Genomic DNA, 21,953 nt, shown 5'->3' with positions numbered 1-21,953 from the left:
CTCATTCCTCCCCGAGGATCTGCGGGACGAGGAACTTGTCATCCTCGGCGGCCGGGGCCGAGGCCAGTGCCTGTTCGCTGGTCAGCGTCTCGCCCACGACGTCGGGGCGCATGACGTTCGTCAGCGGGATGGGGTGGCTGGTTGCGGGCACGTCGTCGCCGGCCACTTCGTTGACCCTGGCGACGTTTCCCAGAATTGTGCTCAGATCACCGGCGAGCGATTTGAGCTCGTCCTCGCCCATGGCGATCCGAGACAGTGAAGCCAGATGCTCCACCTGTTCGGGGGTGATTGCGGAAGACTCCGTCATTCCCTGCCTTTCATCGTCGTTTTCACTCGCCCCCAGTCTAGTCTCTCCCCGACCCCCTCCCAGAACTACCCGACGGCGGCTCTGCAACCTCGCGCGGGGTTGCAGAGCCGCCGTCGGGTAGCAAATTTAGGGGGTGAGGCGTTCGGGCCAGGTGCGGTCGCCGTGGATGTAGCCGGCGATGTCGGTGAGCACCCGGTCGGCGTCGGCCTGAGTGAACTCACCGGCCGCCACTCCGGCCTGCAGATCGGCGGAGAGGCCTGCGATGCGATCCTGGGCGTCGGCCGTGGTGGCGGCGACGAGTTCGGTGCCGGCCGACAGTGCACCGGTCGACTGTGCGCCGATCGACAGAGCGCCGGTCGCCCGGCTTCCGGTGAAAGCAGGCCCGTCGGTCGAGTCATCGACGATGGTGCCTTCGACGATCTGATGCGAACCGCCGTCGTCAGTGCTCGACTCCTCGGTTCGCCCGGTGACCGGAGTGGCCGGAGTGGGCACGGAGGTCAGAGCCTGCTGGGCATTTCGCTTGGTCGTCGGCGGTCCCGGGTTGAGCACCAGATCGGCCAAGCCTGCCGTCACGGGAGCTGCGGTCAGTGCCGCGGCGACGACGACGGCGGTGCCGGCAAGGAGTCGCGGAATCCATCTCATGTCCCACACTCTTCCACTCGAATCTGTCTCTGAGCTTGACTGAGTCTGGACTCGAACTCTGAATTCGGTGACGAATCGGTCGGCAGTCACATTCGTCAACCGCTCGGTGCCGCCATCTATTCCGGTGACGGACGAACTCAGTGGTGGAGCGTGCGCTCAGTCGAGGCTGCCGGTCTCCAGCAGAACCCTGAACTGGTCCTCGTCGAGCACGGGCACTCCCAGCGACTCCGCCTTCTCCAGCTTCGAACCGGCGTTCTCACCGGCGACGACATAGTCTGTCTTCTTCGAGACCGAACCCGCCGCCTTGCCTCCGGCGCCGAGGATCGCCTCCTTGATGCCGTCGCGGGTGAAAGTGCTCAGTGAACCGGTGGCGACGATCGTCAGCCCGTCCAGAGTCTGTGCAGAGGATTCGACCTCTTCGTCCTCCATCCGGACTCCGGCGGCTTTCCAGGTGTCGACGATCTCGTTGTGCCAGTCGATCTCGAACCAGGCACGGATGCTCGCGGCGATCGTCGGTCCGATGCCGTCGACGGCCGAGAGCTCCTCGAGGCCGGCATCCCGGATCACATCGAGGGACCGGAACTTCGAAGCCAAGGTCCGGGCGGCCGTCGGGCCGACATGACGGATCGACAAGGCCACGAGCACCCGCCACAGATCCTGGTCCTTCGCCTTCTCGAGCTCGTCGAACAGCTTCTTCGTGTTCGCGCTCGGGGCGCTCGGCTTCTTCGCAGTCTCACGCGTATAGAAGTAGGGCACGAGCTCCCGCTCACCGGTCTCCACCCCTTTGACCTTCTTGTTCCGCCAGATCTTCACGTCGGCAAGATCGTCCGGAGTCAGATCGAAGAGGAAGACCTCGGAGGTCAGCGGAGGCGTGTCCGGTTCGGCCGGGGCCGTCAGCGCCAGTGCCGCTTCCTCGCCGAGGGCTTCGATGTCGAAGGCCGCCCGGGAGGCGAGGTAGAAGATGCGGTTGGCCAGCTGCGCCGGGCAGGACCGGGAGTTCGGGCACCGCAGGTCCTTATCTCCTTCCTTCTGCTCCCCGAGTTCGGTCCCGCAGGATGGACAGTGAGTGGGCATGACGAATTCGCGTTCGGACCCGTCACGCAGGTCCGCAACCGGTCCGAGCACCTCGGGGATGACGTCGCCGGCCTTGCGCAGGGTGACCGTGTCGCCGATGAGCACGCCCTTGCGTGTGACCTCGTACCCGTTGTGCAGGGTCGCCCGCTCCACTGTCGATCCTGCCACGGTCACCGGTTCCATCACGGCAAATGGTGTCACCCGCCCGGTCCGCCCCACCTGCACCTGGATATCGAGGAGTTTCGTCGTGACCTCCTCGGGCGGGTATTTGAATGCGGTCGCCCACCGAGGCGCGCGCGAGGTGTACCCGAGGGTCTCCTGCACGGCGATATCGTCGATCTTGATGACGATTCCGTCGATCTCGTGAGTGACGTCATGGCGGTGCTCGCCGTAGTAGCCGATGAAGTCTTCGATCTCTTCGACGGTGTCGAGGACCTTGAAATAGTCGCTGATCGGCAGACCCCACGTTCGGAACTGCTCGTACACCTCGGACTGGTGGGCCGGTTCCGGATGCGAATCATCGGCCGGCGTCCACACGGCGATTCCGTGGACGAGCATGTGCAGGGGGCGGCGGGCGGTGACCGCCGGGTCCTTCTGCCGCAGTGAACCGGCGGCGGAATTCCGCGGGTTCGCAAAGGGAGCCTTGCCTTCGTCGACGAGGGAGGCGTTGAGTTCGGCGAACTCCTCGACGGGGAAGAACACCTCGCCGCGGATCTCGACCTCGGCCGGAGGGTGCTCGGTGTCGAGGTGGTGCGGGATATCGGAGATCGTGCGCACATTCGCGGTGATGTCCTCGCCGATGCGTCCGTCGCCGCGGGTCGCAGCGCGGACGAGTTCGCCGTTTCGGTAGAGCAGGTTGACGGCAAGTCCGTCGATCTTGAGTTCGCACAGGAACTTCGACTTCGCCGAGGTGGCCGACCGGACCCGTTCGTACCAGGCCCGCAGTTCGTCATAGTCGAAGACGTTGTCGAGGCTGTACATCGGACCGATGTGTTCGACCGGGTCGAAGGTCGAGGTGTCGACGACACCCCCGACGGTCTGCGTCGGCGAGGAGTCGGTGATGAGTTCCGGGTACTTCGCCTCGAGGTCTTCGAGACGGTGGACGAGGTCGTCGTACTCGGCATCGGAGGCGAGCAGGGAGTCCTGATAGTACGCGGCCCGAAGCTCTTCGATCCTCTCGGTCAGCTGAGCATGGACCTGGGCGCGTTCGGTCGCATCGGACAGGTCAGCATTCTCCGGTGTCGTGGTCATTCGATCTCCTCAAGAGCCCGCCGCAGACCGGCGGCGACGGTCATGGTTCCCCTGTTGTGTTCGGGGCCGATCCCCTGTTGGTCGTCCAGCAGCGGCGGGTAGGTCATCGGCAGCTCCGGACCGGCGATGATCCCGAATTCGCGCAGACTCGCGACCCCCATGCCGATGCGCGACCACGGGGTGCGGATCCGCTCGCACCAGTGATTGACCGCGTCCGATCGCCCACCTGCCGTCGACGGCAGGTGGATCCAGGTGCCGAGCCCCGCCTCGGCGAGGATGGCCAGCTGTTCCCAACTGTGTGACTTGAGCGTAGCCAACGGCACGGACACGGAGGTCGCACCGGTGCGGCGCAGCGCCTCGGCGGCGGGAATCTCCTTGCCCTGCAGGTGCAGAGGGTCGAGATTCGGCAGGGCGAGCACGGTGGGCGGGAGGTGGCGCAGCGTGGATTCGAGCGCCGCCCACACTTGGGTCTCGCTGATCGCCGGCAGGCTCGCCCACCCGGACACGGTCGGCCAAGTGCCGGTGAGGACCGGGGCCAGCCGGGATTCGACGAGGCGGACGGTCGGCTGAATACCGAGGCTCGCGATGCGGTCGGTGAAGGCGGCGATGCCGAAGGCATAGGCCTGGACGACATCACGGCGCGCACCGTGATCGGCCAGCACGCGGGCACCGGAGCTCAGGCTCAGCGCGGTCACGAGCGTCCACGGTCCCGGCAGGCTGATCTGGACCTGTCCGGGGCGGGTCTGGCCGTATTCGGCGATCGCGTCGAAGGCTTCGACGAGCGCCGAGTCCTCGAGTCTCTCGTCCTTGCCCGCCGAGGCGGTCAGCCGCCACCCGTAGGAGGTGCGGTCGACGTGGAGATCGGTGAGCAGGCCGACGGCACGGCCGATGGCATCGGCGCCCCACCGGTCCTCGGACAGGTGAGCGGTCAGCGGGACAGGCGGCAGCTGATCGGCGAGGATGTCGAATCCGGCCGCTGCGGCCTCGCGAACCGGGCTCGTGGCGATATAGCTGCGGTGGGGGTCACGCGCCCCCGGCAGCCAGAGGCCGGTGGTCGTGGCCGCCGGCAGCACCGTGGTCGGGGCGAGTTCAGCGGGTGCGCGGGATTCCGAAGACGTCGACATAGAATCCGAACTCGCTTTCCAAGGAATCGATGATGGTCTCGGCACGGACGAAACCGTGGGATTCGCCCTTGTACAGACGGTAAATGTACTCCACTCCTGCCAGTTCGAGTGTATCGACGAAATCCTGCGCCTGTGAGGGTGGGACGATCGGATCGCGGTCGCCCTGCATGATCGCCACCGGCACGGTGATGTCGGGGACCCGCCGGATCGGTGAGCGAGTGATGTATTCGTCCTGCGCCGCAGGCCAGGGGCCGACGAGTCCGTCGATGTAATGGGACTCGAAATCGTGGGTGTCGATGACGAAGCGCATGAGGTCGGTGACGCCGAAGTATGAGGTGCCGCAGGCGAACACGTTCGTCGAGGCCAGGGCCGAGAGCACGGTCCACCCGCCCGAGGAGGCTCCCGAGATCGCGATGCGCTGCGGGTCGGCGAGTCCGGCCGTGACGAGTCCGTTGACTGCGGCGACGGTGTCCTCGACGTCGACGATTCCCCACTGCCCGCGCAGTCGGTCGCGCCAGGCGCGGCCGAAACCGGTCGAGCCGCCGTAGTTGACCTCGAGGACGCCGATGCCCTGGGAAGTGAAGAAGCTCGTGCGGGCCGTCATCTCCGGGGTCGCCTGCCCCGTGGGACCGCCGTGGATCGAGACGACGAAGGGTGGGAGTTCGTCCTCAGGCGCCGCGAAGCGGGGGTTGTGCGGCGGGTGGATGACGACGGGAACTCCCCCGAGTTCACCGACCCGTGGGCGGGAGTAGTAGCTCTGATGGGTGTCGAGGCGTTCGCTGGCGATCTCGGTGAACAGTCCGGTCCTCCGATCGACGGCGCAGAGGACTCCGGGTCGCCTGGTCGACTTCGCCGTCAGCAGCAGGTGGGTGCGCCCGAGGTCGTGGAGTTCGATGGTGCCGAACGTCTCCCGCGGTGTGTCGATGGCCTCCCAGGTCACGGCCTCGGAGATCATATCTGTCGGGGTGTCCGTGAGTCGGCTGCGCACGAGCGTCGCCGTCGCGGCCTGCGAGTGTGCCCACACCTCGTCATCGTCGTTGAGGTGCCAACGGGCGCCCAGCTGCCACAGGGCGCCGCCGATCTCCTCACCGGTGTCGATGACCGGGCGCAGACGGTCGACGCCGAGCTGTTCGGGTGCCGGTGGCCTCGGTTCGTCGGTGACGATGGGACGCGCGGCGACGAGGTCGATGTCGAGGGCGAACAGAGACCAGTGCCCTTCGTGGTCGGAGATGACATGCAGGGAGGAGTCCGAGGTGAATTCCGGCTGTAACAGGGAGATCCCCGGATCGGTCGGGCGCGGCATCGCCGGTTCGGAATACCGTCGACGTTTGACACCGTCGCCGCTGAGCACAGCGACCGCGGGTGTGGCGGGGATGCGCACATCCACCAGCCACAGGGTGGTTCCGTCCCAGGGCATGTTCGGGTGTTCCCAGCCGATGAACGCCAAGGTGCTGCCATCGGGTGAGAGCCTGGGCCAGGCCATGAAATGAGAGTGGGTCGACAGCACATTCGTCGTCCCGTGCTTCGTCAGCAGCACGATGGCGCGTTCACGGCGAGTGGACCGACAGTCCTCACGCACGCACAGCAGACCCCATGGGCTCATGTGCAGATCCCCGTAGCGGATCCGTCCCGAAGTGTCCGGGGTCAGGGCGTGCGGAGCACGACCGGGAATGATCTGCCACACGCGCTGATCAGCGGCGTTGACGAAGTAGATGACCTCGCTGCTCTGGTCGAGAGCCCACGACGCTCCCCCGTACTCATGGACGGCGGAGCGGATGTTGAAGCCTGCCGGAATGACCTGTTCGCTGTCTCCGGGACGCGACAGTGATGTGCGGACGAGTCCGGTGCGGGCCTTCTCGGTGGGGATCTTCGTCGAATAGAAGATCTCATCCCCGCGGAAGGCGGCATCGAAGATCGGAGCGGCACCGGCAGCCACCTCGGCGGCGCCCAGAGGCGAAGACCAGGTTCCATAAGGTGCCGTGACGACATCTTGGGGACATTCCTTCATGTCCCCAGAGTATCGCCAGTGGCCGACATCGGCCCTGAACCGCCTCACCTCGGTGAGGTGGGGCGGGCTCAGGCGTCGGCGAATTCGGGGGCCGGGGTGATACGGCCCTTCGCCGTGGAGTCGATGGTGGCCTGGCCGAGCACCCGGGTGCCGCGGTAGATGACCATGGTCTGGCCCGGGGCCACTCCGGACAGCTCCTCGTCGACGTCGACGTGCATGAGCTGTCCGGCCGGGCGTGCGGCCGGCACCTCGACCTCGTCGATGATCGGGTTCGACTCATGCTCGGGCGCTTCGGCGACGAACTCGCCGAGCCAGGCGCGGGCCGGCACCGGATCGGCATGGGCGCGGATCTGCACTTCGCAGTCGATGCCTGCCTCCGGGGTGTCTCCCATATCCGACGGTGCGGACCCGGCCCACGAGGTGCGGATGCCGGTGAGGTGGGAGACGGCGAGATCGCCACGCGATCCCACGGTGACGGTGTTCGTGGCCGGGTCGAGACCGGTGACGAAGCGCGGCTTGCCGTCAGAGGCCGGCTTCTCGATGCCCAGGCCCTTGCGCTGACCGATCGTGTACGTCATCGCCCCGTCGTGTTCGCCGAGGACCTCGCCCTCGGAGTCCTTGATGAGTCCGGGACGCATCGGGATCTTGTCGGCCAGCCACGCCTTCGTGTCACCGTCGGGGATGAAGCAGATGTCATAGGAGTCGGGCTTGTTCGCCACGGAGAACCCGCGATCGGCCGCCTCGGCGCGCACTTCGGCCTTCGAAGCGGTCGCACCGATCGGGAAATAGCAGTGCTCGAGCTGATCGGAGGTGAGCACACCGAGGACGTACGACTGATCCTTGGCCAGGTCCTCGCCGCGGTGCAGTTCGGGCCGACCGTCGTCATCGCGCAGCACCTCGGCATAGTGGCCGGTGGCGATGGCGTCGAAGTCCAAGGCCAGCGCCCGGTCGAGGAGGGCGGCGAATTTGATGCGCTCATTGCAGCGCATGCACGGGTTCGGGGTGCGACCGGCGGCGTATTCGGCGATGAAGTCATCGACGATGTCTTCCTTGAACCTCTCGGAGAAGTCCCAGACGTAGAAGGGGATGTCGAGCATCCCGGCCACGCGGTGGGCGTCGCGGGAGTCTTCGATCGTGCAGCAGCCGCGCGATCCGGTGCGCAGGGTGCCGGGCATCCGGGACAGGGCGAGGTGGACGCCGACGACTTCGTGTCCGGCATCGACGGCGCGCGCCGCGGCTACGGACGAATCGACTCCGCCGGACATGGCGACGAGTACTCTCATGATGCTCCTTGCATCCATCGGGGTGTTGCCGAGACCATCCCGGCTCGGCGTGCCTGCTCGACGACCTCGGGCAGGGCCTCGAGCAGGGCCTCGACGTCGGCTTCGGTCGTGTCATGGCCGAGGGTGAAACGCTGGGTGGAGCGGGCGGTGTCCTCATCCAGTCCGCAGGCCAGCAGCACGGCGGAGGGACGGGAGACCCCGGCCGAGCAGGCCGAACCCGTCGAGGTGGCCAGGCCCCTGGCGTCGAGGCCGAACAGCAGCGTGTCACCTTCGCAGCCGGGGAATGTGAAGTGGGCATTGGCCGGCAGTCGGCCCTCACCGCGCGGACCGGACAGCACTGCGCCGTCGATCGCGGATTCGATGCCGGCGATGAGGCGGTCGCGCAGACCCGACAGACGAGCCGCCCGCGCTTCGAGATCGCCGGTGACGAGGTCGACGGCCGCCGCGAAGGCCACGGCCCCGGCGACGTCGAGGGTTCCCGAGCGCACTCCGCGTTCCTGTCCCCCGCCGTGGAGGATGGGGGTCGGGGTCGCCGACCGATCGAGCAGCAGTGCACCGATGCCCACCGGTCCGCCGATCTTATGCGCGGTGATCGTCATCGCCGTGGCCCGGAATGCCGCGAAGTCCAACGGGATCTGCCCGAGCGCCTGCACGGCGTCGATGTGGAAGGGGATGCCGAGTTCGGCGGCGAGCTCACCGATCTCACGCACGGGCTGCAGGGTCCCGATCTCATTGTTCGCGGCCATCACGCTGATGAGCGCGGTGCGCTCGGGATCCCTGCGCAGCTCGGCGGTCGCAGCATCGAGGTCGAGACGTCCGGTCGAGTCGACGTCGAGGTAGACGGCTTCGGCGCCGAAGCCCTCCAGCCATTCCACGGTCTCGAGGATCGCCGGGTGTTCGATCGTCGTCGTCAGCACCCGCGGCCGGGCGGGGTCGGTGAACGTCCCGTCATTGCGGGAGAGGTAGAGGCCCTTGAGCGCGAAATTGTCCGCCTCGGTGCCTCCCGAAGTGAAGATGACCTCCGACGAGGTGGCCGCACCGACCGCACGGGCGATGACCTCCCGTGCTTCTTCGATGCGCATGCGCGCCGACTGTCCGACGGCGTGCAGGGCCGAGGGATTGGCTCTGCGGGCCAGCTCCTGCGTGTACACCTCGAGCACCTCGGCGGGCATCGGCGAGGTGGCGGCGTGATCAAGATAGATGGGCACCCTGCAATTTTAGGCCCTGATCCGGGCTGCGGCCAGGATCCGTGCGGCATCTCACCCGCGAAGCGGCGCATGCGGAGAAGCTGGCGAGCACTGAGGCCGACTAAACTGGGTCGGGTGTTCACCGTTTTCACCATCGTCCTCTACGCCGTCACCGGCGTTTTGACCCTGTGGTCGCTCATCGAGACCATCCGCAACCGCCCGGCCGGCAAAGCCCTGCTCGGCGGTGCCGCCCTGCTTCTGCTGCTGCTCATCGTGCAGCTGATCATCTCGATCGCGACCTTCGGCTCCACGCATGATGTCGACCCGCTGCTCTACTTCGGCTACATCATCACCGCGATCATGGTCATGGCGCTGGCAGGATTCTGGGCGTTTGCGGAACTGAGCCGCTGGGGGCCGGGGGTGCTTGCCGCAGCGGGACTGACGGTGATCGTGATGATCGAGAGATTGGACCAGATTTGGCAGTGACCAGAAGCAACCGGTTCGGCGGGGACTCCGCCGACGATGCGAACTCAACGGGCAGCAGAGACTCCATGGCCGTCTCGGCGACGGGAAAGTCGGAAAAGACGGGACGGTCCCCGTACTCGGCGATGCATACCGGACCGGGACGGGCACTGACCGCGGTGTACGGGGTCTTCGCGCTCTCGGCCACCGCGCGGGCGGGCTACCAGCTCATCCGCGAATTCGACGTCGCGCCGATCGCGTACTCACTGTCGGCAATGGCTGCGGTGATCTACATCCTCGCCACCATCTGCCTGGTCATCGGCAACCGTGTCTCGCACCGGATCGCCGTTGCCGCCTGCGCGATCGAGTTCGTCGGCGTCATCGTCGTCGGCATCCTCAGCCACACCCACCCCGAGGACTTCGCGAAGCCGTCGGTGTGGTCGAACTTCGGCAGCGGATACGGCTATATTCCGCTGATCCTGCCGCTCATCGGCCTGTGGTGGCTGCTGCGCGTCGGCCGTCGCGCCCACCGCGGCTGAGCACGAGCCTCTCTCGTCGCGCCGACCGCGGCCCCGCTTCACTCGACGCGGGAGGACAGGACGTTCCAGTCAGTGGCGACGGCGGTGAGCTCGTCATCGGTCTTCATCAGCACATACGGGTGTGCGGTGTCGACCTTGATGGTGTCGCCCTCTTTGTCGTTCGTCTTCACTGCTTCGACTGTGTCGCCGAGGTCGAGAGCGTAGTCGGACGGCGCCTTGATCGTCAGCGTGCAGCGGACTTCGCCCATCCCGATCGCACCGTTCTCGGTGCTTAAGCTCATGTCCTCGAACTTGAGGTCCTCATAGGGCTTGCAGTCGACGTCGACCTTGTCGAAGCCGGAGTCCTTGTCCCGCAGGTCGCCCACGTAATCGCGGAACCCCTTGAATCCGCCTTCCTTGAGTCCTTCGGGCCCCCCTGACTTCCCCTTGCCGTCGACGAGGAACGCTGAGACGTCATCGGATGCGGTGGTCATATCGGCGGCGAATTCCTCCGGCCCCTTCTCCACCGCGCCGCGGTCATCGGCCATGAGGGTCGGCATCTGATCGCTGGGAATATAGGACGCTGAGCGCACGAGCGAATCGGTCGATGCCGATTCCCGCGTCACCAGCATCACCTGAGTCAGCTGCTTGTCCCCGTCCGTGGACTTCTTGTCCGCGGTGCCGAAGGCGTAGAACCACATCGGGTACTCAGTGAAGCTCGGGCTGCCGGCGACGACCTCGGTGAAATCCGGTGCGCGCAGCTTCTGCTTCGCCTTGTCCGCGATCTGGATCTGTGCGCGGGTGTGGTCGATGAGCGGTGCCGCCTGGATCTTGTCCAGGTCGCTGCCCTTGTCCCCGAGTGTCTTGTCCAGCGATTCCGTGTAGCTCGTCATGAATTTCCCAGCCTCGCCGGGGCGCACCGCTGTGCGTTCGTACGGGGTGACATCGGGACTGCTGGGTTTGGCGACCGGCATGTTCGCGCAGCCGCTGAGCACGAGTCCGGTGCCCATCATGGCCGCCGTCACCGCGCGCAGGGAACGACGATTCCGCAGATCCCGTCGCCGAGGCGGGGCTTGGCCGCCCATGCCCGGCTGCACTGTCGAGATCGGCTGAGTCGCCGGACCCGGCTCGCCTGTGACCGCACGCCCGTCGGCAGACCCCCGGCCGGAGTCACCGTTGACAGGACCGCTGCCGTCGTCGTCCTTGCCTGTCCCTCCGGAGTCCTTCTTAGGTGGGCGGATGCGTGAGCTCCACCAGCGCATGAAGAAGAACACGGAGAATCCGGCGAGGATGATGGCGCCGGCGATGCCGAGCAGGCTGAGTGCGAACACGCCCTTGACGCGCATCTTGAGGCTCACCGTCGTTCCATCGAGACTGTCATCGGAGTTCGCAGGGGCGATGACGAGCATCTGCGGCTCGGCATCGAGGTCGAAGGTCTTCGCGACCGTTGGGCCCGTGTCCTTGCTGATCCACCAGTCGCGGTCGGTGATATCGGCCTCCGGCTTCTCATCACCGGGAGTGAACCGGTGGGAGGCCGAATTCGGGAACGACACATCACTGATCTGCTCCTGCGCCACCCCGTCGAGGTAGCTGTCGGCATCCACCCCGCTGGCGGTGCCGACGAACAGCTCCGTGCCCTTCGAGTTCTTCGCCGTCACGGTCACGCTCGAACCCGAATAGGGCACGATCGCTTCATCGAGGACGACGGCGTAGGCGCCGTCCTTGACTTCGAACGCAGGCGTCTCGGTGATCTCGTCGGTGCCGACGACCGAGAGCGCAGAGATGACCAATCCGACGAGCGTGAGTGCGGCTACGCCGAAGAGGATGGCGGTGATGAGTCGGATTCTCTGGATCAGAACAGTGCCCTCATGAGTGCGGTCCGTGCCTTGGTCACGGTTGGGTCGTCGGCGCCGAGGACCTCGAAGAGTTCGAGGACCCGCAGGCGCAGGGACTCCTTCTCATCACCGGCAGAGGTGCGGATGAGGGAGATGAGTCGGTTGAAGGCGCTGCCGGCATGACCGCTGACGACCTCGGCATCTGCGGCCGCCTTCGCGGCTTCGACGTCCGTGGGGGCCGCATCTGCGGCGGCGATGAGATCGGTCGGTTCCTGGTCGATGAGGCGGCGGCCCAGCCCTGCCCGGGCGAGACCGAACTTCGCGTCCTCGTCGGCCGGAGAGTTCGCCAGTGCGGCTTTGAACAGGCTCTCGGCGGTGTCGAAGTCGCCGTTGGCGAGTGCTTCTTCAGCCTCCGGGTGGGCGGGGCCCGCCGGTTCGGGTTCGGCTCCGCCGGCGACCGCGTATCCGGTCACACCGTTCTCGCCAGCCAGTTTGAGCAGCTCATCGAAATAGGCCTGGACCTGCGGTTCGGGCAGAGCGCTCTGGAACAGCGGGACGGGCTGGCCCTTGATGAGGGCGACGACCGTGGGAATCGACTGAACGCCGAAGGCCTGCTGCAGGCGCGGGTTCGCATCGACGTCGACCTTCGCCAACACGAGCCGGCCCCCGTAGGAGGTGACGACGCGTTCGAGGATCGGCGACAGCTGTTTGCAGGGCTCGCACCATTCGGCCCACAGATCGACGACGACGGGCACTCGGTCGGAGATCGCGACGAGGCTGGTGAACGTCGATTCGTCGACGTCGAAGACCAGCCCCGGAACGTCGACTGCGTTCGGATCCTGACCTGCGGGACCGCCGGCGCTCGCCGCGGCAGCACCTGTCGATCCATCCTGTTCGGCAGGCATGTTCTTGCTGCGCACAGCCGACAGGTCGAGTCCCTGATCGGGCTGCGTGTTCTCCTGTGAGGGATCCATTGACACGTGGTCTCCTTTGTGACGCGGTCTGTGGGCCCGGCGAAATCCGTCCCGCCCCTGGTCCATGTTCATCCAACAGAACGTATCAACACCGGTGCGCCTGCGGCTATTTCCTCAGCCGTCAGGGACCGAGTGCTGCGGTGCCGATTCTTCAGCCGTCAGCCGGCCTCGGCTCCGGCGAGGGTCTCGAGACCGCCGATGAGCTTGACCTTGCCGTCCTTGGGCACGAGGAAAGTGAGCACCTGAGTGGTCTTCGTCGTCACCGGTTCCTGAGTCGACCCGGAACCGACGAGTTCCTTCTGCGGCGACGACAGGGACAGGGTGCCTGTGCGTCCGTCGTTCGACTCGGGGCTGATCGTCGACTCGGCGTCGACGACTCCGGTGACGATGGCGGCGTCACCGGCCGTGCCCTGGGCGACGAGTTCCTTGCCCGGGGTGTACTTGTACTTCACCTCGGCCTTGCCGGATTCGGCGCTGTCCTTCTGCTCCTTCTGGTTCTTCCAGATGGACTTGGCAAAGTCGTCGGACTCGAATTTCTTCGCTTCCTTCGAATCCTGCCCGTTGCCGAGGGCCTTCGCATAGTCGGCGACTGCCTTCTCCGGGGTGGTGGCGAACTCGTCGGCTCCCGGCTCGAGCATCTTCGCGCCTTGACGGGAGTCGGGCAGTTCGGGCAGCTCCGTGCCGCTGGTCAGCTGGGTCTGCGACCACAGCTTGTAGTTGCTGCGCGGATCCTCCTGGGTCAGCACGAGCAGCTGCGAGTTCCCGCCGGCGGAGGTGATCAGGCTGGTCACGCGCGGCCACGCATCAGTGGCGGTGGTGTAGTTGGCGACGATCTCTTCGCTGGCCACGGCCGGCGCCATCTTCTGATCCTCGACGTCTTCCTTCACCTTGTACAGGTCTTCACGCTGTTTGAGTGCGGGACCGGCGGCGCGCTGGGCCAGCGCCTTCCCATCGGTCTTCTTGTCCGCGGCGTTGACGTCTTCGGCCACGGAATCGAGGATCCGTTTGGCCTGGTCGTCGGTGACTCCTGCGACCGCAGAGCTCGGAGCCTCGGAGGGTTCGGGCTTCGGCAGCTCTTCGGGACCGCAGGCGCTCAGCGCCAGCACGGGGACGACGGCGAATGCGGTGCCGTATTCGGCGAGCTTGCGGCGACGCTCCTGGCGTGCCTTGCGTCGGTCCGCTTCCTTCTTCGATCTGTTCGCGCCGAGGAAGAGGAGGGCGACGCCGATGATGAAGACGACGCCGCCGATGATCATCAGCGGGATCGCCCAGGGGGTCTCGGCATGGTTGGGCCAGGTGAGGGTCACGGACTTGACCTGTCCTGCCTCGCCGTCACCGGCGATGAGGAAACCGGTGCGGTTGGCATCGTCGTTCCATTCCAGTTCCACCGAGTCGGTGCCGGTGACCTGCGACTGCCACAGATCGTCTCCGGACGGATCGGACACCTTGCCCTCACCGTCGGTGGCCTTAGTCGTGAGCTTGCCGCCTTCGGCGAGGCCGGTGACACGATCATAGGCAGACTGTCCCGCCCAGGCTTCGACGTTCTCGATCGGAGCTTGGGCGATCGTGAGATCACCGCTGCCCTCGGCCGTCAGAGTCGCAGGGGTTTCGTACAGGTTGAGCATTCCGGGGTCGACGATGACTGCCGGTTTGTCGGCGTCGATCTGCGCAGTGGCAGTGATCGTATCCTCCGGCGCCCACAGGGTCTTCTGCAGGATGCCGAGGCCACCGACGATGACACCCACCACCATGAGAATCACAGCGAATGTGTAGCGCACGTGCGAACCTTCCCTCAGCCGAGCAAAATGGCACCCCTGGTTCGGGGACACTTCAAGTTTAAGTCACATTCCGGACATCGCCTTTGTGCGCACGTTCAGTGTGTGTCGACGTTCACACGCCCAACCCGATCCTCGGCCCTCGCCGAGGCGGCCGTGACCCGGCCGCGGGCAGGCGCAGTTTCCACCCCGGAATGTCCCGATCGCCGTTGCCTGCCCTAAGCTGGGTGGGTGAGCAACAACAGAATTGTGTGGATCGACTGCGAAATGACCGGCCTCGACGAGGTGCGGGACGAACTCATCGAGGTGGCTGCGATCGTCACCGACTTCGAGCTCAACCCCCTTGATGACGGAATCGACATCGTCATCAGGCCCTCGGCGGATGCACGGGCGAATATGAACGAGTTCGTCACGAATATGCACACCACCTCGGGCCTGATCACCGAACTCGATGCGGGCGCCACCGTCGCCGAGGCGCAGACCCGGGTCCTCGAATACGTGAAGAAGCATGTCCCCGAGTCGGGCAAGGCTCCGCTGGGCGGGAACTCCGTGGGCACCGACAAGGTGTTCCTCACCAAGCAGATGCCTGAACTCGTCGAGCACCTGCACTACCGGATCATCGACGTCTCATCGATCAAGGAACTGGCCAAGCAGTGGTTCCCCCGGGCCTATTTCCAGGCTCCGGCCAAGCACGGCGGACACCGCGCGCTCGGCGACATCATCGACTCGATCATCGAGCTCCAGTACTACCGCAGGGCAGTGTTCTCCGCCGAGGGACCGAGTTCCGATGAGGCGAAATCGATTGCCGCCGAGGTGGCCGAGAACTACTCGAATCTCACCGATACGAGTGTGTCCGACGAAGGCTGAGCACCTCCTCCACGCAGTCGTTGCCTGACTGCGCCGGCACAGCCCGGTTCCGCACCCGCGGAACCGGGCTTTTCACTGACTGAGACCGCCCCACCGCATCTCTCACTCTTCGATATGATGATTTCATCATGCCATTGAATCACTCTCAGCAGCCGCTCTATGAGGTCAAGGCGAACCTCTTCAAGGGCCTCGCCCACCCGTTCCGCATCCGCATTCTCGAGCTCCTCTCCGGTGCTTCGGAGGTCAGCGTCGCCGACCTCCAGTCGGAGACCGGCCTCGAGGCCTCGCACTTGTCTCAGCACCTCGCTGTGCTGCGTCGGCACCGCCTCGTCGTCTCCGAACGGAGGGCCAGCCATGTCTACTACCGACTGGTCGACCGCCGCACCGCCGAACTGCTGGCTGTGGCTCGCGGTCTGCTGCTGAGCATGCTCGAAGACGACGAGGAACGGCTCAGCCAGGCCCGTACCCTCCCGCAGATCTCGGGTACGGACACCGCATGAGCGCAGCATCATTTCTCCTGCGCGCTCGCTCCATGCTGCCCTCGCTCGGCGACTACCGAGAGACCCGGCGCTCCTGGCCGAAGGACCTGCTGGCCGGGGCCACCGTCGGCATCGTCGCCCTCCCGCTGGCACTCGGCTTCGGTGTCAGTTCCGGGCTGACTGCTGAGCAGGGTCTGATCACCGCCATCGTGGCCGGATTCCTCGCCGCGGTCTTCGGCGGCTCCCATCTGCAGATCTCCGGACCGACCGGGGCGATGGCCGTCGTGCTCGTGCCCATCGTCGCCAGCCACGGAGCGCACGCGGTCATCGCCGTCACCCTCATCGCCGGCATCATCGTCGTCGTCGCCGGTCTGCTGCGCCTGGGGCGCACCGTCTCGTTCATCCCCTGGCCCGTCATCGAGGGCTTCACCGTGGGCATCGCCGCGATCATCTTCCTCCAGCAGGTGCCGTTCGTGACCACAGCCGAATCCTCGCGGCCGGGAGAACACAGTACGAACGCCTTCGTCGCCGCGACTCAGCTCATCGCCGAGGCGGACTGGTCCTATCTGCCCTATTCGCTCGGTGCGGTGGCGATCGTCGCCGTGTGCATGGTGGTGGCACCGAAGATCCACGCCTCGATCCCCGGCTCTCTCGTCGGCATCATCATCGTCACCGTCATCGCCGGCATCGTCCCCACTCCCCTGGCGACGATCGGCACCATTCCGCAGTCCCTGCCGAGTCCCACCCTGCCGGTCATCGATCTGTCTGCGATGCCCACGCTGCTGCCGGCGGCCGGGACTATCGCGGCGCTGGCGGCCATCGAGTCGCTGCTCTCGGCCAGGGTCGCCTCGTCGATGTCCGATGCCGGTGCCTATCAGCCCGACCGGGAACTGGTCGGTCAGGGCATCGCCTCGATCGGGTCCTCACTCTTCGGCGGCATCCCGGCGACGGGTGCCATCGCCCGGACCTCGGTGAATATCCGCGCCGGCGGCCGCACCCGCTTGGCGTCCATCGTCCATGCGCTCGTGCTGCTGCTCATCGTGCTCGTCGCCGCAGCTCCGGTCAGCCAGATCCCGCTGGCGGCTCTCGGCGGGGTCCTCTTCGTCACCGCCGTGCGGATGGTCCGCGTGGGCACGATGCTCTCGATCCTGCGCTCGACGAAGTCCGATGCCGCAGGCTTCGTCATCACTGCGCTCATCACCGTGTCCTTCGACCTCATCGTGGCCGTGGGCATCGGTGTCGTCGTGGCCGCGTTCTTCGCTCTGCGCAAACTCTCATCTGCCACCTCGGTGCGCATCGAACGGCTCTCCGACCGCACCGAGGTGAGTCCGAGTGACGAATCGATCGCGATCGTCCACTTCCGTGGACCGCTGTTCTTCGCCTCGGCGGATCGGATCTTCGACGAGGTGATGCGGCTGGACGGTGTCACGGTCGTCGTGCTGCGCATGTCCCAGCTCGAACTCGTCGATGCCACCGGGGCCCATATCCTCAGCGACATGGTCCGGGCGTTCGAGCGGCGCGGCATCACGGTGCTCATCAAGGGCGTCAAGGACGGGCACGCGGGTCTCTTCCGCCGCGTCGGGGTGCTCGACGCTCTGCGACATCACAAGCATCTCTTCGACGATCTGCCCACGGCCATCGTCCATGCCCGATCCCATGTGGAGCGGGCACGGCAGACCTGATCGCGGCTCAGCCGGCCTTCTTCTCGGGACGAGCGAAGATGGTCGAGGGGAAGGCACCGGACTTCGCGATGACACGCAGCAGGTCACGGCTCGGTGAGCGAAGCGATTCGATCGTCTCGTCGTCGAGGACCGACCACGCGGCTGCGACAGTGCCGTCGGTGAGGACTTCGACCTGTTCCTTCAGGTCACGTCCCGCCTCGGTGATGGTGGGAAGGTCGAATCCGCGGTCGTCCTTGTCCACGGTGATCAGCCCCGCCTCGGCGAGCCTGGTCTGCGCGGTCTGCCATTCCTCGTCGGTGAAGCCGCGGGTCTTCTGCGCCGCTCGCGGACGGAACCCGGCGCCGGTCGCGACGTCGAGCATCAGGGCGTCGATTCCGGGCACGCCGGCGGTGACGAGCGAGGCGACATGGCCGTCTCCGCGGAATTCGCGGGCCACGGTCGCCACGTCCCACATCCTCTCGAACGCGGTGTTCGCCTGGTGGCCGCCGATGACATCGGCGGTGGCCGCAGCCAGGGTGCGTCCGGAGAAGTCCATGGCGGCGAGCACGGGCGCCAGCGTCTCCGTGATCTGGGTGGCGGCCTCGGTGAGCAGGGCGATGTCGTCACGGTCGCCGAAGAGTTCGGACATGTACGCGCTCACGGCGTCGAAGCGGGCCTGGACCATCTGCTCCGGGGACACCGTCTCCCACAGACGGGGCAGCATATCGGCGACGAAATCCGGGGAGTAGTTGTAGTATGCGGCGCTGACGACTCCGGGATTCACCCTCCCCAACGGAGCAGATCGCGCGGCCATATTGCCCTCGACACCCGGCTCGAGTCCGTGCGCGGCATATTCGGCGCCGACCGTCTGTGAGAAGTAGATCGACGAGTGGAAGGAGTTGATGCGGGCCGAGACCGTTCTGATGTTCTGTGTGCGCTGGGAATCCATATCGTCATCCTATGGGCGGTCCCGTCCCAGGTAAATGCGCCACAGCGTGCCGTGACTTAGCGCAGTGACTTAGGACCTAAATCGCTCTGCCCTCCCCCGAGGCGACTGGTCTTCCGCGTCGATTCGCCGATCGGCGCGCCCGTTCGGTCGTCCGCATTTGCAGGCCCGACCCCCGGTGCTACCGTCTGGGCAAGGAAAGACACGGACCGTTTGTGCCCTCGGCATCGTCCCGGTCGGCCAGCGATCCCGCCCACAGCGTCCGGCTTGGAGGTCAGATGAGGATCGCACTGTTCGCCACCTGCATTGTCGATGCGATGTACCCCGAAGTTGCTCAGGCAACCGTGAGAGTACTCCGCCGCCTCGGCCATGAGGTGATCTTTCCCGAGGGCCAGTCCTGCTGCGGGCAGATGCACATCAACTCCGGCAAATTCGCGCAGGCCGAACCCGTCATCGCCAACCATGTCCGTGCCTTCACCAGCACCGAATGGGACGCCGCGGTGGCTCCCTCCGCCTCATGCGTGGCCTCCCTGAGCCATCAGCAGCCGATGGTCGCGCGCAGGATGGGCAACGACGGTCTGGCCTCTGAGGCCGCCGAGGTGGCCGACCGCACCTATGAGCTCACCCAATTCCTCACCGACGTCGAGGGCGTCACGGATGCCGCTGCCGACCTGGGCTCGTACTTCCCGCACCGGGTGACCTATCACCCGTCCTGTCATGGAATGCGGCTGCTCCACCTCGGTGACCGGCAGTCCTCGCTCGTCAGGTCCGTCGAGGGCATCGATTTCGTCGAACTGCCGCTGGCCGATGCCTGCTGCGGATTCGGCGGCACCTTCTCCGTGAAGAACCCGGAGGTCTCCTCGGCGATGCTCGCCGACAAAGTCCGCACCGTCCAAGCCACCGAAGCCGATGTCTGCACCGGCGGCGACGCCTCCTGTCTGCTGCACATCGGCGGCGGAATGTCCCGGTTCGAACGCACCGGCGGCTTCGGGGGAACTCCCGATGTCACGGCCGTGCACGTCAAGGAGACGAGCTCGACCGATGACCGGGGCCGGACGACAGAGACGCTGACGACCGTCGTCGGGGCCGTCGACGACGACCATCTCACCCCGGGTGAGGCAGGCACCGCCCCGGCCGAACCGAGCAGCGCCCAGGCCGGCTTCCGCGTCGGTCAGGCCGCGGTCCACTTGGCCCGGATCCTCGCCTCGACGAAGGAGGACCCGCTGCGGGTGCCCAGCGAAGGAGCCGAAGTGAGCGGAGGGAGTCTGCGATGACGTTTCTGGGAATGCCGCTGCTGCGTTCGAAGCACGCGCACAGCGATCTGCCCGGCGGGCAGGGCAATATCGTCGAAGCCGAAGCCTTCCCCGAGGCCTCGCAGCAGCATCTGTCGAACCAGCAGCTCCGCAACAACATCGGCCATGCGACCTCGACGATCCGGTCGAAGCGCGCCGAGGTCGTCTCCGAGCTCGACGACTGGGAGCGACTCCGCGACGCCGGTGAGGCCACGAAGAACGAAGTGATGGAGAACCTGCCCGAATACCTCGCGCAGTTCGAGGCCGCGTTCACCGCCGCCGGCGGCATCATCCACTGGGCCAGGGACGCCGATGAGGCCAATGCCATCGTCACCGAACTCGTCGAAGACAATGCCCCGGTCCTCGAGTCCGGCCGCCGCGAGGTCATCAAGGTCAAGTCGATGGCCACCCAGGAGATCGGGCTCAACGAACACCTCGAGGCCGAAGGCATCGATGCGTTCGAGACGGATCTGGCCGAACTCATCGTCCAGCTCGGCGACGACAAGCCCAGCCATATCCTCGTTCCCGCCATCCACCGCAACCGGGATGAGATCCGTGAGATCTTCATGGACAAGATGCCCGATGCCGGGCAGCTGACGAACGAACCGGCTGTCCTCGCCGAGGCGGCCCGGAAACATCTGCGCCACAAATTCCTCACCACGAAGGTCGCGATCTCCGGAGCGAACTTCGGCATCGCCGAGACCGGCACCCTCGGCGTCGTCGAATCCGAGGGCAACGGGCGCATGTGCCTGACCCTGCCGGAGACTCTCATCACCGTGATGGGCATCGAGAAGCTGCTGCCCCGCTTCGCCGACCTCGAGGTCTTCCTGCAGCTGCTGCCGCGATCGTCGACCGGTGAGCGGATGAACCCGTACACCTCGTTCTGGACCGGCAAGTTCGAGGGTGACGGACCACAGAACGTCCACCTCGTCCTCCTCGACAACGGCCGCACCCGAGCACTGGCCGACGAGCATGGCCGCACCGCGCTCAACTGCATCCGCTGCTCGGCGTGCATGAACGTGTGCCCCGTCTACGAACGCACCGGCGGTCACGCCTACGGCTCGACCTACCCGGGACCGATCGGTGCAATCCTCTCCCCGCTGCTCACCGGAGTCGAGGACGAGGCGAACGGTTCGCTGCCCTATGCCTCCAGTCTGTGCGGGGCCTGCTACGACGTGTGTCCCGTGAAGATCAACATCCCGGAGATCCTCGTCCACCTGCGGGGCGAAGACGTCAAGGCCAACCACTCCCCCGTGTCCTCCCAGCTCGATGCCGCCCTCACCGGTGCATCGTGGATGATGAGCGACGGGAAGCGGATGACTGCTGCGGAGAAGGGCCTGCCGTTGGCGCACAAGGTCACCGGCGGTGAGCAGATCAACGACCTGCCCGGAATCGCCGGCGCCTGGACGTCGAGCCGTGACATCCCAGCCCTGCCGGAGAAGAGCTTCCGGCAGCTGTGGGCCGAAGAGGAAGCTGACGGCAGCGACGAGAAGGGACAGCGATGACCGACACCGCCCGCGAGGAGATCCTCGCCCGCATCAATGAGGCACTCGGTCGCCGCGGCGGCGGAGAGTACGTGTCCTCGACTGTGAGGACGACGTCGGCGTCTGCCGCCCCGGCGAACGCGGATGACGTCGATACGACGGACGGTCCCGCAGCCACCGAGGCCACCGCAGCCGACTCCGGCTACCACCATGAGGGTGCGCACACGGGTGAGGACCTCGTCGACCTGCTCATCGACCGCCTCGTCGACTACAAGGCCAACGTCCACCGCGCCTCAGGCGATCCCGGGGAGACGATCGCCGAACTCATCGGCGACCATTCCTCGGTCGTCGTGCCCCGCGGTCTCGACGAGACCTGGCTGGCCGGGTTCTCCGGTGATGTGCGGGTCGACTCTCCGGGTGAGGAACTCAGTGTCGACGAGCTCGATGCTCAGGGGGCGGTGGTGACCGCCTCGGCGGTGGCGATCGCACAGACCGGGACGATCGTCCTCGACGGATCCTCCACATCCGGGCGGCGGGCGATCACGCTCGTGCCCGACCATCACGTGTGCATCGTCCGGACGGGCGACATCGTCGACATCGTCCCCGAGGGGATCGCCCGACTCGACGCGCACGCGCCGCTGACGTTCATCTCCGGGCCCTCGGCCACGAGCGATATCGAACTCAGCCGGGTCGAAGGTGTGCATGGTCCGCGCACCCTCGACGTCATCATCCTCGAGGCCTGAACAGACCGGGAGCTGTCGGCTCTGCCGGACCTCCGTGTGCG

Annotated in this window: 18 protein-coding genes and 1 pseudogene; 8 read left to right on the top strand and 11 right to left on the bottom strand. The window is 66.2% G+C overall.

Annotated elements, in window-relative coordinates:
* Position 1 precedes the first annotated feature (1 nt).
* From gatC to EB835_RS07065, 7 genes are all read right to left on the bottom strand, one after another.
* Positions 2-307 carry an Asp-tRNA(Asn)/Glu-tRNA(Gln) amidotransferase subunit GatC gene (gene gatC / locus EB835_RS07095; RefSeq protein WP_135808767.1) on the bottom strand — a complete coding sequence of 102 codons (306 nt, stop codon included), beginning with the start codon at positions 305-307 and terminating at the stop codon, positions 2-4.
* Between the two features lie 126 nt (positions 308-433).
* Positions 434-949, bottom strand: coding sequence for a hypothetical protein (locus EB835_RS07090; RefSeq protein ID WP_135808766.1), 516 nt, complete (start codon positions 947-949; stop codon positions 434-436).
* Positions 950-1,105: 156 nt separating this feature from the next.
* Positions 1,106-3,274 (bottom strand): NAD-dependent DNA ligase LigA, encoded by a 2,169-nt coding sequence (ligA, locus tag EB835_RS07085; protein WP_135808765.1) that lies wholly within the window; start codon positions 3,272-3,274, stop codon positions 1,106-1,108.
* Positions 3,271-4,398, bottom strand: coding sequence for a uroporphyrinogen decarboxylase/cobalamine-independent methonine synthase family protein (locus tag EB835_RS07080; RefSeq protein ID WP_135808764.1), 1,128 nt, complete (start codon positions 4,396-4,398; stop codon positions 3,271-3,273). Before EB835_RS07080 ends, ligA begins: the two co-directional genes overlap by 4 nt.
* Positions 4,364-6,406 carry a S9 family peptidase gene (locus EB835_RS07075; RefSeq protein WP_135808763.1) on the bottom strand — a complete coding sequence of 681 codons (2,043 nt, stop codon included), beginning with the start codon at positions 6,404-6,406 and terminating at the stop codon, positions 4,364-4,366. Before EB835_RS07075 ends, EB835_RS07080 begins: the two co-directional genes overlap by 35 nt.
* A gap of 68 nt (positions 6,407-6,474) precedes the next feature.
* A complete protein-coding gene (mnmA, locus tag EB835_RS07070; RefSeq protein WP_135808762.1) occupies positions 6,475-7,689 on the bottom strand; it encodes a tRNA 2-thiouridine(34) synthase MnmA in 1,215 nt (404 codons plus the stop codon).
* The gene (locus EB835_RS07065; protein WP_135808761.1) at positions 7,686-8,897 is read right to left on the bottom strand and encodes a cysteine desulfurase family protein; all 1,212 of its coding nucleotides are present in this window, start codon (positions 8,895-8,897) and stop codon (positions 7,686-7,688) included. The genes mnmA and EB835_RS07065 overlap by 4 nt, the downstream gene beginning before the upstream one ends.
* Before the next feature lie 114 nt (positions 8,898-9,011).
* Between EB835_RS07065 and EB835_RS07060 the strand changes: the two genes are divergently transcribed.
* Both EB835_RS07060 and EB835_RS07055 read left to right on the top strand, forming a co-directional pair.
* On the top strand, positions 9,012-9,362 hold the full coding sequence (locus EB835_RS07060; RefSeq protein ID WP_135808760.1) for a hypothetical protein: 351 nt from the start codon (positions 9,012-9,014) through the stop codon (positions 9,360-9,362).
* A 65-nt stretch (positions 9,363-9,427) separates the two neighbouring features.
* Positions 9,428-9,877, top strand: a complete 450-nt coding sequence (locus EB835_RS07055) for a hypothetical protein (RefSeq protein ID WP_135808827.1) — start codon at positions 9,428-9,430, stop codon at positions 9,875-9,877.
* Between the two features lie 38 nt (positions 9,878-9,915).
* Here EB835_RS07055 and EB835_RS07050 read toward each other — a convergent pair whose 3' ends face one another.
* The 3 genes from EB835_RS07050 to EB835_RS07040 all read right to left on the bottom strand — a co-directional run bounded on the left by EB835_RS07050 (position 9,916) and on the right by EB835_RS07040 (position 14,443).
* Positions 9,916-11,646, bottom strand: a complete 1,731-nt coding sequence (locus tag EB835_RS07050; RefSeq protein WP_240688604.1) for a hypothetical protein — start codon at positions 11,644-11,646, stop codon at positions 9,916-9,918.
* 62 nt (positions 11,647-11,708) lie between these two features.
* On the bottom strand, positions 11,709-12,665 hold the full coding sequence (locus EB835_RS07045; protein ID WP_135808758.1) for a tetratricopeptide repeat protein: 957 nt from the start codon (positions 12,663-12,665) through the stop codon (positions 11,709-11,711).
* A gap of 158 nt (positions 12,666-12,823) precedes the next feature.
* Positions 12,824-14,443, bottom strand: coding sequence for a hypothetical protein (locus EB835_RS07040; RefSeq protein WP_135808757.1), 1,620 nt, complete (start codon positions 14,441-14,443; stop codon positions 12,824-12,826).
* 228 nt (positions 14,444-14,671) lie between these two features.
* On the opposite strand from EB835_RS07040, the gene orn reads away from it, so the two are divergent.
* The 3 genes from orn (at position 14,672) to EB835_RS07025 (ending at position 17,468) form a co-directional block, all read left to right on the top strand.
* Complete coding sequence (gene orn / locus EB835_RS07035; protein WP_276605988.1) at positions 14,672-15,307, top strand: oligoribonuclease; 636 nt, start codon at positions 14,672-14,674, stop codon at positions 15,305-15,307.
* Between the two features lie 128 nt (positions 15,308-15,435).
* Entirely contained in the window at positions 15,436-15,807 is a 372-nt protein-coding gene (locus EB835_RS07030; RefSeq protein ID WP_135808756.1) for an ArsR/SmtB family transcription factor, read from the top strand.
* A complete protein-coding gene (locus EB835_RS07025; protein ID WP_135808755.1) occupies positions 15,804-17,468 on the top strand; it encodes a SulP family inorganic anion transporter in 1,665 nt (554 codons plus the stop codon). The genes EB835_RS07030 and EB835_RS07025 overlap by 4 nt, the downstream gene beginning before the upstream one ends.
* Positions 17,469-17,475: 7 nt before the next feature.
* Here EB835_RS07025 and EB835_RS07020 read toward each other — a convergent pair whose 3' ends face one another.
* Positions 17,476-18,396, bottom strand: coding sequence for an SCO6745 family protein (locus EB835_RS07020; protein ID WP_135808754.1), 921 nt, complete (start codon positions 18,394-18,396; stop codon positions 17,476-17,478).
* A gap of 275 nt (positions 18,397-18,671) precedes the next feature.
* Between EB835_RS07020 and EB835_RS07015 the strand changes: the two are divergent.
* The 3 genes and pseudogenes from EB835_RS07015 to EB835_RS07005 form a co-directional block, all read left to right on the top strand.
* A pseudogene (locus EB835_RS07015) lies at positions 18,672-19,361 on the top strand ((Fe-S)-binding protein); the annotation flags it as partial.
* A gap of 302 nt (positions 19,362-19,663) precedes the next feature.
* Positions 19,664-21,190: a lactate utilization protein B gene (locus tag EB835_RS07010; protein ID WP_240688603.1), complete on the top strand. Its 1,527-nt coding sequence runs from the start codon at positions 19,664-19,666 to the stop codon at positions 21,188-21,190.
* Positions 21,187-21,912 (top strand): LutC/YkgG family protein, encoded by a 726-nt coding sequence (locus EB835_RS07005; RefSeq protein ID WP_135808753.1) that lies wholly within the window; start codon positions 21,187-21,189, stop codon positions 21,910-21,912. Before EB835_RS07010 ends, EB835_RS07005 begins: the two co-directional genes overlap by 4 nt.
* Positions 21,913-21,953 lie beyond the last annotated feature (41 nt).

It is taken from the genome of Brevibacterium sp. S22, from assembly GCF_004745485.1.
In the GTDB taxonomy this organism is placed as follows: Bacteria; Actinomycetota; Actinomycetes; order Actinomycetales; family Brevibacteriaceae; genus Brevibacterium.
This window is presented reverse-complemented; position numbering and strand designations above follow the sequence as displayed.

Excerpts from the sequence above, each read along its gene's own strand:
- EB835_RS07030 (WP_135808756.1), top strand. The coding sequence starts at position 15,436 with ATGCCATTGAATCACTCTCAGCAGCCGCTCTATGAGGTCAAGGCGAAC.
- gatC (WP_135808767.1), bottom strand. The coding sequence starts at position 307 with ATGACGGAGTCTTCCGCAATCACCCCCGAACAGGTGGAGCATCTGGCT.
- EB835_RS07010 (WP_240688603.1), top strand. The coding sequence starts at position 19,664 with ATGACGTTTCTGGGAATGCCGCTGCTGCGTTCGAAGCACGCGCACAGC.
- EB835_RS07020 (WP_135808754.1), bottom strand. The coding sequence starts at position 18,396 with ATGGATTCCCAGCGCACACAGAACATCAGAACGGTCTCGGCCCGCATC.
- EB835_RS07080 (WP_135808764.1), bottom strand. The coding sequence starts at position 4,398 with ATGTCGACGTCTTCGGAATCCCGCGCACCCGCTGAACTCGCCCCGACC.
- EB835_RS07005 (WP_135808753.1), top strand. The coding sequence starts at position 21,187 with ATGACCGACACCGCCCGCGAGGAGATCCTCGCCCGCATCAATGAGGCA.
- EB835_RS07090 (WP_135808766.1), bottom strand. The coding sequence starts at position 949 with ATGAGATGGATTCCGCGACTCCTTGCCGGCACCGCCGTCGTCGTCGCC.
- ligA (WP_135808765.1), bottom strand. The coding sequence starts at position 3,274 with ATGACCACGACACCGGAGAATGCTGACCTGTCCGATGCGACCGAACGC.
- mnmA (WP_135808762.1), bottom strand. The coding sequence starts at position 7,689 with ATGAGAGTACTCGTCGCCATGTCCGGCGGAGTCGATTCGTCCGTAGCC.
- EB835_RS07045 (WP_135808758.1), bottom strand. The coding sequence starts at position 12,665 with ATGGATCCCTCACAGGAGAACACGCAGCCCGATCAGGGACTCGACCTG.
- EB835_RS07055 (WP_135808827.1), top strand. The coding sequence starts at position 9,428 with ATGGCCGTCTCGGCGACGGGAAAGTCGGAAAAGACGGGACGGTCCCCG.
- EB835_RS07025 (WP_135808755.1), top strand. The coding sequence starts at position 15,804 with ATGAGCGCAGCATCATTTCTCCTGCGCGCTCGCTCCATGCTGCCCTCG.
- EB835_RS07075 (WP_135808763.1), bottom strand. The coding sequence starts at position 6,406 with ATGAAGGAATGTCCCCAAGATGTCGTCACGGCACCTTATGGAACCTGG.